Raw genomic sequence first — 11,817 nt, 5'->3', positions numbered from 1 at the left:
AACCTACTCGGCGGCCAGGACAAGCTCGAGCACAAGCTCGCCAAAGCGCGCGAGGTCGTCGCGGGTGGAAAGCGCTCCGGCTCAGCCACGTTGGGCACCTTCGAGCAGACTCGCCCGATGGTTGCCGCGCAGGCGATCGGCATCGCCCGAGCGGCCCTGGAATATGCCACCACCTATGCCACCCAAAGGGAGGCGTTCGGCGGGCCGATCATCGACAATCAGGGCATCGCCTTTCCGCTCGCCGAGATCGCCACCCAGATCGACGCGGCGCGGCTGCTGACCTGGCGGGCGTCCTGGATGGCCGCCCGGGGGATCGCGTTCGAGCGCGGGGAAGGCTCGATGTCGAAAATGGCGGCCAGCGAGGTCGCGGTTCGCGCGACCGAACGAGCCATTCAGACGCTGGGTGGCTGGGGCTACATCAACGACCACCCGGTCGAGAAGTGGTACCGAGATGCCAAGCTGTACACCATCTTCGAGGGCACCAGCGAGATCCAGCGGATCGTCATCTCCACCGCTCTCGGCGCGACCGAAGGTGCGCCGCCGCTGCACGTCGAACTCGAACCGACCGGCGGTCCGCTGAATCGGGTGTTCGGCCGCGGCACCCTGTTGCGGGGCCGAGTTGCCGACGCGGCGCTGGCCGCCAAGGACCGGGTTCCCCAGCCGCTCATGCGGGTCGCCATGCAGGTCTTGCGGCCACCGCGAAAATAACTAGCTATGGCTACCGATAAGACCGGCGCTGAGACCACCGTCAGTGCCGCAGAGGGGAAGTACACCATCGCCGTCGACAGCGAAACTGTCGGGCTCGCCGCCGTCGCCGATCGCGGCAACCAGCGGGTTTTCTATCACACCGAAGTGGAGGAGCGGTTCGGCGGCCGCGGGCTGGCCACCATTCTGGTTGCCGAGGCGCTGAAGGCCACCCGCGCGGACGGCAAGCGTGTTGTGCCGGTCTGCCCGATGGTGGCCGCTTATATCAAGAAGCATCCCGAGTTCAGCGACATCACCGACAAGGCCACCCCGGAGATCCTGCGCTGGGTGGACACGCTCTAGCGAGGGCGCTGCTCAGTTCTCCCGGCCAGCCAATTCGGCGACGAACCGATCGATGAACGCGTCGGCCGGCCCCGGACTCGCCTGGCGGATAACGAATTTCGTCAAGCCGGCATCCAGGTATGCGTCGAGTTGACGGTGCAGCTGACCCCAGCCGGCGGCCACCAACTCGGCCGGATCGACGTCAGGCCGACGGCGACGGACCCCGGCGGCCAACTCCGCCGGCAATTCGCCGTCGGCGACCGCCAGCGAGATGCCGAAGTGATCGGGTTCGATCTGCCGGCCGGCCTCCGCGGCCGCCCGCTCGATCGCCTGGCGGCCGGCCCGGGCCTCGTCGGGAGTCAGGAAGCTGCCCAGCCATCCGTCGGCCAGCGCGCCGATTCGCCGAAACGCCGCGGGTGCCGAGCCGCCCAGCCAGATGTCCAGTGGGGGATTGGGCCGCGGCGCGACGGCGGCCGCGGTCACCGTGAAATACCGGCCGCTGTAGCTGGCCGGCTCGTCGACCAGTACTGCCCGCAGGATTCGTAATGACTCATCGAACACCGCCGCGCGCTCGCCGTCGGGAACCGTGAACACTTCGCGCTCAGCGGGGATGGCCGAGCGAAGACCGAAGACCGGCAAGACCCGCTTGGGCGCGACGGCGGCCAGGGAGGCCAGTTGCTTGGCCACCAGCACCGGATGGCGCCCCGGCAGCACGGCCACCGACGTCCCTACCTTCAATCGCTCGGTCCGGGCCAGGGCGTACGCCATGCCGACCACCGGATCGACCGCCGGTGAATAGACGAGTTCGGAGAACCATAACGAGTCAACACCGCTGGTCTCCAGATGATCGACGATCGGCGCGAGCTGATCGGCAGGGGTATTGAGGCCGAGACTGATCCCAAAGCGAACCTTCATTCCCATGCCAACGCGGGCGACCCGCCAGTTGTGCCCGTCACTGAGTATTTGCAGGCGCACAGCGTGCAGCTCGGCCGCGGTAGCGGCGGTCCCTCATTCGGAACACTGCGTTGGTGTGTCGGTTCTCGGGAGTTTCAGCCGCCCGATGCCCGGGACGTTGGTTGAGCTCGCCCACGACGGCAGGGCACGGAAACCGGTCTTGGCTGCAGCCGTCCAGCCGTCGAATGCAATCTGTCGGCGAACCGTCCCAGCTCAGGAGTATGGGCTCTACGAACCGCTTTGCGGTGGTCCGCTGCTCGACCGCCGTCGGCTCGCGTCGCGGTTGAGCTCTTCTGTGCAGCAACGGATGTGGGTCAGTAGACTTTTGATCGCACCGGCAGGTTGGGTGCATCCGCCGAGCCAGATCGCCCGAAGATCGCGGCGCAAATCGATCTGGGAGACCGCGATTTCCCGTAGTCGGCCGGCTGCCAGATCGTCGGCTACGGCGAGCCGACTCAACGCGGCAGGTCCGGCGCCCGCAAGAACGGCAGCGCGCACAGCGCCCGCGGATGGTAGTTCAAGTACTGGCGGCGCTTGTTGCACCTCCACGCCCAACGCTCGGCGCAACGCCACAGCGAGCGAATCACGGATGCCTGCTCGGGGCTCCCGACACACTAGCGGTGTTTGCGCCAATTCGAGCGCGCTCACGGCGCGCGACTGCCGCGCCCACTCGTGATTTGGCGACACTACGACGACCAACTCGTCAGTGCTGACTACGCAGTGTCTTAATCCCTCCGGCGGTTGTGGAGTCTCCACGAAGCCGAGATCGACCGCACCGTAACGCACCAACGCCGTTGCTTGCGCGCTGTTAGCCGCGGCCAGATCGATTCTGGGCACCGTTTCGTTGCGCCCGGATGCCGCCGAGCGCAACGACAACAGCCAGTGCGGCATCAGGTACTCAACTATCGTCGGGCTGGCCACCACTGTGAGCCGCTGAGCGCCCTCATTTCGCAACGAGCCAAGCGCTGTGTCGATGTCATGGGCTACCTCAAGCAGCTGTGCAGCCCACTCGGCCAGAGAGGTGCCTGCCGGAGTGATCTGCGATCCGCGCGTAGTTCGATTAGCCAGTGTCACACCGGTTTTGGCTTCCAGTACAGCCAACCTTCTAGAGACAGCCTGCTGGGTAAGTCCCAATTCGCGAGCAGCGCCACCCAGGCTACCCGTCTGCGCGATCGCAACGAAGACCTCCAACGAGCCGAGGTCGGGCATGTGAGCGCTGAGCACCATAATCACTCCATAGAAGCACATCTAGCTTATGGGTTGCTGGGAGTTGAGCTCCCGCCTCAGCGTGTTCCCGTTGGGTCACACCCAAACCGGTTGAGATCACAACACATAACGGTGCACCGAGCGGATGCTTGAGCAAGGGTCCTGCGGCCTGGTGATGGTGGTGTCACACCCAAATCGGTTGATGCCACAACACATAGCCCTCTACCGGAGCCCCGCTGAGAAGCGGACTATCAAGCATAGTGAATCGACAAGGGAGGGTTGTCATGATCGAAAAGGTTCTCGTCGGTGCCGTTGGAGCCGTCATCGCAGTAGGTTTGGCCGCACCGGCCAGCGCGAGCCCGGTACCGCCACCCCCCACACCTCAGGACTTCCTGGCCGCCGCACGGGCGGCGGGCATCACCGGAACGGATCCGGCGATGCTCGAAGACGGCTACCAGGTGTGCAGGAGACTGTGGGTTCGGCAGATGCCGGGGACTCAGATAGCCGCAGGCCTGGTGCAAGACCATCCACAACTGACCAGCGACCAAGCCGGACAGTTCGTCTTGGCCGCGTACCACGAGTTGTGCCCGGTGCCCGCCGGCTCGTATGACTACTGGGCATACAGCACCAGCTGAAATCAGTTGGCCTACAACATAACGCGGTCCTTGGCAGCGCTGTCGCTGCGGCGCTTCTTCGTCAATCGCCGCACGCATATTTCGGTTACCGCTGGTTGAAACTGAGCTATTCGTCGACGACGCGGGCAGCTGCCCCGTGAAAGAGCGACTGCCCGCGATCGCCGGCACCGCATCTAGTGTTGCGCTGCTGTCGGTCGAGTCCAGCTCAGCGGAAGCGTCGTGAGTGCGAAATACGCGGACGGAAACTTGACTTCGGGGACGTAGTCGGGCGGCAACTCGAAATCGGGGATCTGTCTTAGCCATTCGTTAAGGACCGCGCTCAGCTGGACCCGAGCCAGGTGAGAGCCAATGCAGCGGTGCGGACCACCACCAAACCCCCAGTGACGGTGCATTTTTCCGTCCATGACCAGCTGGTCGATGGATATCTCGTCGCGGCCGTCGCGATTGATCGCGGCCGTGCACAACCGCACCGGCGTACCGGGCGGAAGCGTCATGCCACCGACTTTGGCGAAGTCGGTGGTGACTCGCGCCGCCATCGGCGCCGCCGGCTCGAGTCGCACGATCTCTTCGATGAACGCCCCGATCTGACTTGGGTTTTCGCGCAGATCCTTGCGTAGATGCGGTCTGCGCGCCAACTCGAGCAAGGAGAAGCCGATCGCCGCGGCAACGGTGTCGAGACCAGACAACACGATCAGATGGCACATGCCGAGCAGTTCGCGATCCGTCAGAGCACCAGGGCCGGTCATGATTTGCGACAGCATGTCCGAGCCCGGATTCCGCCTGCGTTCCTCGATCGCCTTGGCGAAGTACGACAACAGCTCATATCCCTCGGGCTTGCCATCCACTGCGGCATCTTTCCAGGCGATCACGTCATCGCGGTCTTTCGAGGGCAGCCCGTACAACTCCATGAAGACGCCGAATGGGTAGAACCGCGCGAGGTCCGCCATCGCGTCGCACTTCCCCTGACGCGCAAGGCCGGTGATGCTATCGGCGGCATAGCTCTCCATGATGGGTCTGGACCGCATCAAAGCCTGCGGACTGAAATACGGCTGGAGGATCTTGCGGTAACGCGTGTGCTCGGGTGGATCGAACGCTGACGGCAGCACGGGCACCGGACTGCCGGGCGGCTGCAACGCCAAATGCGCCGAAAAGAGATTCGGGCTGCACAACGCGGCCAGCACATCCTCACGGCGGGTCAAGTAATAAGCCCCGTTCATAAATACAACAGGGCCGGCATCTCGCAACATCTTCCAACCGGCGCCGCGGTCGGCCGCCATCGGTAGAGCGGTGAATTCCAGTCGCGGCAAGTGGAAGGCGGCCGGGTCGCTACTACTAAAGGCGCTACTGCCGTAGGCGCCGTTAGCATACTTGCCAAGTTGTTTGCTTACTTCTGAAATTGGTTTTCGCGCAACGTTATTCACGGGCATCTCATTTCTCGCTTCTGACGGATAGGGCCGACGAACTGATGCGCACAGCCATGACCCGTTCGGCGAGTTGGCACGAAAATTGGGTCCGGTGCGCAGGGTTTCGTGTCGTCTGGCCGCATCGGAAGCGCCCGCGATGCACGCGTCCGATTCAGCACGCGCACGCAGGCCGATGACAGCCTTCAGGTATCGAGGCCGCAGCGCTAAGGAGAGTGGTTCTGCCTTGACGCGCTCAGGCCCGAGCCAAACGACACGAGAGCCGTTCGGCCGACCTCAGCAGCGAATGATGCAGAACAGGGATGATGTATGTCGGTTGACAGCGTCTGCCGTCGAGGCACCCCACGGGGCGCCGCGCGGCTCAAATCGCATTGCAGAAAAGGTTTTCGGCAACACCGACCAGTCGGTTTGCGGCGACAGCGGATCCCAGTTCGACGGTAAGTCGTGCGTCATCCACACGTAGCGAAACGGCTTCCGCGAAATCGGGACCGAATGAGCCCGGCTGCTGGATGTCAGATACTTCAACGCTGGTGTAGCGCTGAGCGGAGGCGAGTAGCTGTAATCGGGCTGGACATCCCTGACGGTATGGGCCCACGCCGCCGGCTCCGGAAGACTGTTCGTCGTGTAGTGCGGGCGCAACGCGGACCCGGCAACCAGCGCGAGAAACAAGGTCAAAGCACAAACGACCGCCGCGGCGTGTTCTCGCCGCCGAGTCATGGCACTACGGCGCCCGTCCATCGGCAGAAAGTTTACAAAACCAGGCATCGGCAGCAGCGATCCATCGGCTATGAAATCGCTGCGCGTTATCTGAGGCTTTCCTCTGTGGAGCGGCAATGACGCCGATGCCCGGTAGCCCGCACGGACTTGCCCGATCAGCCTCAGTTAGCTGGGTGGAGTAGAGGATGAAATCTACGACTGCGCCAGATTCACCCGTGCTCCCGGTGTATCTGCCGACTCGCGCAGCAAGATCCGGGTGGGGCGCACACCCGGAGGCACGTCAAATGCCAGCCTGACGCTCACCTGCAGCCCTGGGTCAATCTTGTTGACTGATTGCGGTTCCATGAGGGCTGCCGAATGCCCGCGCCCATCGCTTTCCTTCAGCGACTGAGCGGCCATTTCGAAAATCCGCGGCTCTGTTCCGATATTCCTGATTGCCATCGACACGATCAACCAGACACCCCGGGCACTGGTGTAGGCAAAGGTAGGAGATGAGCTGATGTCGTTGACGATGAACGCGAACTTTCCGTCAACGACTTCTTGACCCACCCCGGCTGAATCGGAAGTCTTGTGGTGGAAGAAGCCGCACGATGCGAGAAACACCATGACTGGCACGAACAGCAACGGGGCGAACCTTCCACGGCATCCGAAGGACATACGGCTAACAGTATTTAGGTTCTGCCAGCGCACTATGTGCTTCTGGTGCAGTTCACTTTTCGTTCGTCTAGCGGTAGGTCCAGTCGACGACCTACCAACCCGGGGACACCGCTACTGAGTATTTGCACGCGCACCGCTCGCGCCGCGATCACCACGTGATGAGCCACATTTCTGTGGGCGAAGGGGGACTTGAACCCCCACGTCCCGAAGGACACTGGCACCTGAAGCCAGCGCGTCTGCCATTCCGCCACTCGCCCTAAAACAACCGGTGGAGCCTACCACTGTAGTAGCGCGCATCTCCAAACCGCACCGGTGCGGCCGAGCGCGCTGGACGCCGGTTTGACCTGGCCCGATTCGATTCTCAGAGTTCTGGAGGTGCCGCTGCGCAGCGCTGGCCGGATAGCATGCTGGATACGACACGCGTGATGCGACACGCCGGAGCAACGTCCGCCGTGCAGCACCCACAGACAAGGACTGAGGCGGGCGCTTCACATGAGCAGCCAAAGGGGGCTAGTCCAACGCATCGAGCGCAGACTCGAGGTCTCCGTCGGCGATGCCTTTGCCCGCGTCTTCGGCGGATCGATCGTCCCGCAAGAGGTCGAGGCGATGTTGCGCCGGGAAGCGGCCGAGGGAATTCGCCCTGCCGCAGGCGATCGCCTTTTGGCTCCCAACGAATACATCATTACCCTCGGTATGCACGACTACCAGAAAGTGGGCGCCGACCCGGACCTCACTTCGGACGCTTTCGCAAAGCACTTGGCGGAATACATCGGCGAACAGGGGTGGCAAACATATGGTGACGTGGTCATCCGGATCGAGCAGTCAGCGAACCTGCACACCGGCCAGTTCCGCACCCGCGGCGCTGTCAACCCCGATGTCGAGCCCCGGCCAACAGCGGGCGAGCTCGCCCCGCCACAATCAGATCGTGCGTTCAGCGCAGAACCAGGAGTACCAGCGATGAGTGAGAATTCGAGCTACGGCGGCGGCCAGGGGCAGGGACGGCCCGGCGACGACTACTACGACGACCCGTACGCGCATCCGCATGACGACCCGCATGCCCCGCCCGATCCGCGTCCTGGGTACCAGCCGGAACCTGGCGGCTACCCCGAACAGCAGCGCGGCGGCTACCCCGAACAACCCGGCTACGGCGCACCAGACCCCCGCGGCGGCTACCCCGAACAACCCGGCTACGGCGCACCCGACCCACGCGGCGGCTACCCCGACCAGGGCGGCTACCCGGACCAGCGCGGCGGCTACCCGGAACAGGGCGCGGGCTACGACCAGGGCTACGGCGGCGGCGGATATGGCCGACAGGACTACGGCCAGTCCTATGCTCCACCCGGTGGCGGCAGCGGATACGCCGAGCCCGGGCGTGACTACGACTACGGCCAGCCCGCGGAGGCCGGCGGCTACGGCGGCTACGGACAACAGGGCGGCTACGCGTCCTCGGGCTCGGCGGTCACGCTGCAACTCGACGACGGCAGCGGGCGCACCTATCAGTTGCGTGAAGGCCCGAACGTCATTGGCCGCGGCCAGGATGCACAGTTCCGGCTGCCGGACACCGGTGTGTCGCGTCGCCATTTGGAGATTCGGTGGGACGGCCAAGTCGCACTGCTGTCCGACCTCAACTCCACCAACGGCACCACCGTCAACAACGCGCCTGTTCAGGAGTGGCAGTTGGCCGACGGTGACGTGATCCGGTTGGGGCACTCGGAGATCGTCGTCCACATCCACTGAGCCCGTAGGGCGCGAAGGCATTGGCTTCACCCCGCGGCGACCGCCGTCCAAGTATCGTGACGTTGCTATATCCGGGCACGTGAGGCACGCGGCACCAGGACGGAGAGGACGCCGGATGCAGGGACTCGTACTGCAACTGACGCGCGCCGGTTTCCTGATGCTGTTGTGGTTGTTCATCTGGTCAGTGCTGCGCATCCTGCGTACCGACATCTACGCACCGACCGGCGCGGTGATGGTGCGACGCGGCTTGACGTTGCGCGGGACTCTGCTGCCATCGCGCCAACGCGGCAACGCGGCGCGCTATCTCGTTGTGACCGAAGGGGCATTGGCCGGTGCACGCATCACGCTGAGCAGTCAGCCGGTGCTGATCGGGCGGGCCGACGACTCCACGTTGGTGCTCAATGACGACTACGCGTCGACGCGGCACGCGCGGCTTTCCCAGCGAGGCTCGGAATGGTACGTCGAAGATTTAGGATCGACCAACGGCACATACCTTGACAGGGCGAAGGTGACGACGGCGGTACGGGTTCCCATTGGCACGCCGGTGAGTATCGGCAAGACGGTAATTGAGTTGCGCCCGTGACTTTGGTTTTGCGCTACGCAGCGCGCAGCGATGTCGGCTTGGTGCGATCCAACAACGAAGACTCGGTATATGCCGGTGCGCGATTGCTGGCGCTCGCCGACGGGATGGGCGGTCACGCCGCAGGTGAAGTCGCGTCGCAGTTGGTGATTGCCGCGCTGGCCCACCTCGACGACGACGAGCCCGGCGGCGACCTGCTCGCCAAGCTCGACGCCGCCGTGCATTCCGGTAACTCGGCGATCGCCGCCCAGGTGGAGATGGAGCCCGACCTCGAAGGTATGGGCACCACACTGACCGCAATCCTGTTCGCGGGCAACCGGATTGGAATGATCCACATCGGCGACTCGCGCGGCTATCTGCTCCGCGACGGCGAACTCACACAGATCACCAAAGACGACACGTTCGTCCAGACCCTCGTCGACGAGGGCCGGATCACCAAGGAAGAGGCCCACAGCCACCCGCAGCGATCGTTGATCATGCGGGCCTTGACCGGCCATGAGGTCGAGCCGACCCTGACCATGCGCGAGGTCCGGCTCGGTGATCGCTATCTGCTTTGCTCAGACGGACTTTCCGATCCGGTGAGCGACGAGACCATCCTGGACGCCCTGAAGATTCCCGACGTCACCGACAGCGCCGACCGGCTGATCGAACTGGCGTTGCGCGGAGGTGGCCCTGACAACGTGACCGTGGTGGTCGCCGACGTCGTCGACACCGACTACGGCCCGACGCAGCCGATCATCGCGGGCGCGGTGTCCGGTGACTCCGACGTCCATGACCAACTGACCCGGCCCAACACTTCAGCCGGCCGGGCATCGGCCATAACCCCCCGCAAAGAGGTCACCAAACGCGTTGTGCCGCAGATAGACTCCGCTCCGCCGCCACGGCAATCGCGACGGCGGATGTTGATCGGGCTCGCGCTGACCATCCTGCTGGTGCTCGCGGCGCTGGCCGTCGGCCGCACCGTGATCCGGAGTTACTACTACGTCACCGCCTACAACGGCGCCGTGTCCATCATGCAGGGCATCCAGATTTCCATCCTGGGCGTGCCGCTGCACCAGCCGTATTCGCAGGGCTGCCTGAACAGCCTCAACCAGTTGTCGGTCGTCCCCTACGGCCAGGCCGCCGCGAACCATAACTGCCAGTTGATGAAGCCGTCCGATCTCGCCGAGTCGGCGCGCGCCCAAGTCGCGGCCGGCCTGCCGGTGGGCACCCTGGATCAGGCCAACGCGCAGCTGCGTCGATTGGCCACCGAGTCGCTGTTGCCGCTCTGCCCGCTCGCGCGTGCCCAGTCTCCGCCCACTTCGACACCGCCGCCCCCACCCACCACCAGCGAGCTACCCGTACCCGGGGCGGAAATGCCGGCGCCGCAAGATGTTCCGGCAAGCCCGTCGCCGACAGTTGCCGCACCGACCGTCACAGCGCTGTCCCCGCCGCCGCCGCAGCCGGGAACCGACTGCCGGACTCCGGAATGACCACGCAGCCGCAGCCGCCGGTCACCGTCACGCCGTCGTTGCCGAACCGGCGCAACGCCGAACTGCTGCTGCTGTGTTTCGCCACGGTGATCACCGCGGCGGCTTTCGCGATTGTGCAGGCCAACCAGGAACGCGAGATCGGCTGGCCGCTACTCACCTACGCCGCCGGCTTCTTGGCGGTGTTCGCCGTCGCGCATCTGGCCATCAGACGCTATGCGCCCTATGCGGATCCGCTGCTGCTGCCGATCGTGGCGCTACTCAACGGGTTGGGTTTGGTGATGATTCACCGGCTTGATCTCGACGAGCGGCTAGCCGAGGGGAGTGGCCGCGCGGTCACGAGCCCGCAGATCCTGTGGACGCTGGTCGGCGTCGGCGCCTTTGCGTTCGTGGTGATCTCGTTGAAGGACCATCGGCAACTCGCTCGCTACGGCTACGTATGCGGCCTGGCCGGACTTGTCTTTCTCGCCATTCCGGCGCTGCTGCCGAAGTCGCTGTCCGAGCAAAACGGCGCCAAGATCTGGATTCGGTTGCCGGGCTTCTCGATTCAGCCGGCCGAATTCTCCAAAATCCTGCTGCTGATCTTCTTCTCCGCCGTCCTGGTCGCCAAGCGCGGGCTGTTCACCAGCGCCGGCAAGCACGTGCTCGGCATGGACCTGCCGCGACCTCGTGACCTCGCGCCGCTGCTGGGCGCGTGGACCGCGTCGATCGCCGTCATGGTCTTCGAAAAAGACTTGGGCACTTCGCTTCTGCTGTACGCCTCGTTCCTGGTGGTGGTCTACCTGGCAACCCAGCGGTTCAGTTGGGTAGTCATCGGTCTGCTGCTGTTCGCTCTGGGCAGCGTGCTGGCGTACTTCGCCTTCGCCCACGTCCGGGTGCGCGTGCAGACCTGGCTCGACCCGTTCGCCGACCCCGACGGCGCCGGCTACCAGATCGTGCAGTCGCTGTTCAGCTTCGCCACCGGCGGCGTGTTCGGCACCGGGCTGGGCAACGGTCAGCCGGACACCGTGCCCGCTGCCGCAACGGATTTCATCACCGCAGCGTTCGGTGAAGAGCTCGGCCTGGTCGGCCTGGCCGGCCTGCTGATGCTGTACACCATCGTGATCGTGCGGGGGCTGCGCACCGCGATCGCCGTGCGGGACAGCTTCGGCAAGCTGTTGGCCGCGGGCCTGGCGTCGACGCTGGCGATCCAGTTGTTCATCGTCGTCGGTGGCGTCACCAACCTCATCCCGCTGACCGGGCTGACCACTCCGTGGCTGTCCTACGGCGGCTCGTCGCTGGTGGCCAACTACATCCTGCTGGCGCTGCTGGTGCGCATCTCGCACGCGGCCCGCCGGCCATTCCGCACGACGCAGCGCAACACGTCGCCGATCGCGGGCGCGCACACCGAGGTGATCGAGAAGGTATGAACACCT

At 64.7% G+C, this 11,817-nt stretch carries 11 protein-coding genes and 1 tRNA gene; 7 read left to right on the top strand and 5 right to left on the bottom strand.

Annotated elements, in window-relative coordinates:
- Together VN856_RS27125 and VN856_RS27120 are read left to right on the top strand one after the other, a co-directional pair.
- Window positions 1-708, top strand: a 708-nt coding sequence (locus VN856_RS27125; protein WP_325695071.1) for an acyl-CoA dehydrogenase family protein, incomplete at its 5' end; no start/stop codon positions are given.
- A 6-nt stretch (window positions 709-714) separates the two neighbouring features.
- On the top strand, window positions 715-1,047 hold the full coding sequence (locus tag VN856_RS27120) for a GNAT family N-acetyltransferase (protein WP_325695069.1): 333 nt from the start codon (window positions 715-717) through the stop codon (window positions 1,045-1,047).
- Window positions 1,048-1,059: 12 nt separating this feature from the next.
- Here VN856_RS27120 and VN856_RS27115 read toward each other — a convergent pair whose 3' ends face one another.
- The gene (locus VN856_RS27115; protein ID WP_325695074.1) at window positions 1,060-1,941 is read right to left on the bottom strand and encodes a TIGR03854 family LLM class F420-dependent oxidoreductase; all 882 of its coding nucleotides are present in this window, start codon (window positions 1,939-1,941) and stop codon (window positions 1,060-1,062) included.
- Window positions 1,942-2,208: 267 nt separating this feature from the next.
- Window positions 2,209-3,207 carry a LysR family transcriptional regulator gene (locus VN856_RS27110; protein ID WP_325695067.1) on the bottom strand — a complete coding sequence of 333 codons (999 nt, stop codon included), beginning with the start codon at window positions 3,205-3,207 and terminating at the stop codon, window positions 2,209-2,211.
- 263 nt (window positions 3,208-3,470) lie between these two features.
- Between VN856_RS27110 and VN856_RS27105 the strand changes: the two genes are divergently transcribed.
- The gene (locus VN856_RS27105; protein ID WP_325695065.1) at window positions 3,471-3,821 is read left to right on the top strand and encodes a DUF732 domain-containing protein; all 351 of its coding nucleotides are present in this window, start codon (window positions 3,471-3,473) and stop codon (window positions 3,819-3,821) included.
- A 173-nt stretch (window positions 3,822-3,994) separates the two neighbouring features.
- On the opposite strand, the gene VN856_RS27100 is transcribed toward VN856_RS27105, so the two are convergent.
- From VN856_RS27100 to VN856_RS27090, 3 genes are all read right to left on the bottom strand, one after another.
- The gene (locus VN856_RS27100; protein ID WP_325695063.1) at window positions 3,995-5,098 is read right to left on the bottom strand and encodes a cytochrome P450; all 1,104 of its coding nucleotides are present in this window, start codon (window positions 5,096-5,098) and stop codon (window positions 3,995-3,997) included.
- A gap of 1,053 nt (window positions 5,099-6,151) precedes the next feature.
- Complete coding sequence (locus VN856_RS27095) at window positions 6,152-6,574, bottom strand: DUF4352 domain-containing protein (protein WP_325695073.1); 423 nt, start codon at window positions 6,572-6,574, stop codon at window positions 6,152-6,154.
- A gap of 216 nt (window positions 6,575-6,790) precedes the next feature.
- Window positions 6,791-6,873 (bottom strand) — tRNA-Leu (locus VN856_RS27090).
- A gap of 235 nt (window positions 6,874-7,108) precedes the next feature.
- On the opposite strand from VN856_RS27090, the gene VN856_RS27085 reads away from it, so the two are divergent.
- The 4 genes from VN856_RS27085 to VN856_RS27070 all read left to right on the top strand — a co-directional run bounded on the left by VN856_RS27085 (window position 7,109) and on the right by VN856_RS27070 (window position 11,811).
- Window positions 7,109-8,353, top strand: a complete 1,245-nt coding sequence (locus VN856_RS27085) for an FhaA domain-containing protein (protein WP_325695061.1) — start codon at window positions 7,109-7,111, stop codon at window positions 8,351-8,353.
- Between the two features lie 115 nt (window positions 8,354-8,468).
- The gene (locus VN856_RS27080; protein ID WP_325695059.1) at window positions 8,469-8,936 is read left to right on the top strand and encodes an FHA domain-containing protein FhaB/FipA; all 468 of its coding nucleotides are present in this window, start codon (window positions 8,469-8,471) and stop codon (window positions 8,934-8,936) included.
- Window positions 8,933-10,405, top strand: a complete 1,473-nt coding sequence (locus VN856_RS27075; protein WP_325695057.1) for a PP2C family protein-serine/threonine phosphatase — start codon at window positions 8,933-8,935, stop codon at window positions 10,403-10,405. Before VN856_RS27080 ends, VN856_RS27075 begins: the two co-directional genes overlap by 4 nt.
- Window positions 10,402-11,811, top strand: a complete 1,410-nt coding sequence (locus tag VN856_RS27070) for an FtsW/RodA/SpoVE family cell cycle protein (RefSeq protein WP_325695055.1) — start codon at window positions 10,402-10,404, stop codon at window positions 11,809-11,811. Before VN856_RS27075 ends, VN856_RS27070 begins: the two co-directional genes overlap by 4 nt.
- Window positions 11,812-11,817: the final 6 nt, after the last annotated feature.

Source organism: Mycobacterium sp. (genome assembly GCF_035603715.1).
Lineage (GTDB): Bacteria > Actinomycetota > Actinomycetes > Mycobacteriales > Mycobacteriaceae > Mycobacterium.
The sequence above is the reverse complement of the archived record's forward strand: the minus strand, read 5'-3'. Positions and strand labels throughout refer to the sequence as shown.

What these genes read in the sequence shown, in the direction of transcription:
- VN856_RS27100 (WP_325695063.1), bottom strand. Translation starts at nt 5,098, where the DNA reads ATGGCGGCCGACCGCGGCGCCGGTTGGAAGATGTTGCGAGATGCCGGC.
- VN856_RS27110 (WP_325695067.1), bottom strand. Translation starts at nt 3,207, where the DNA reads ATGGTGCTCAGCGCTCACATGCCCGACCTCGGCTCGTTGGAGGTCTTC.
- VN856_RS27080 (WP_325695059.1), top strand. Translation starts at nt 8,469, where the DNA reads ATGCAGGGACTCGTACTGCAACTGACGCGCGCCGGTTTCCTGATGCTG.
- VN856_RS27085 (WP_325695061.1), top strand. Translation starts at nt 7,109, where the DNA reads ATGAGCAGCCAAAGGGGGCTAGTCCAACGCATCGAGCGCAGACTCGAG.
- VN856_RS27070 (WP_325695055.1), top strand. Translation starts at nt 10,402, where the DNA reads ATGACCACGCAGCCGCAGCCGCCGGTCACCGTCACGCCGTCGTTGCCG.
- VN856_RS27105 (WP_325695065.1), top strand. Translation starts at nt 3,471, where the DNA reads ATGATCGAAAAGGTTCTCGTCGGTGCCGTTGGAGCCGTCATCGCAGTA.
- VN856_RS27120 (WP_325695069.1), top strand. Translation starts at nt 715, where the DNA reads ATGGCTACCGATAAGACCGGCGCTGAGACCACCGTCAGTGCCGCAGAG.
- VN856_RS27115 (WP_325695074.1), bottom strand. Translation starts at nt 1,941, where the DNA reads ATGAAGGTTCGCTTTGGGATCAGTCTCGGCCTCAATACCCCTGCCGAT.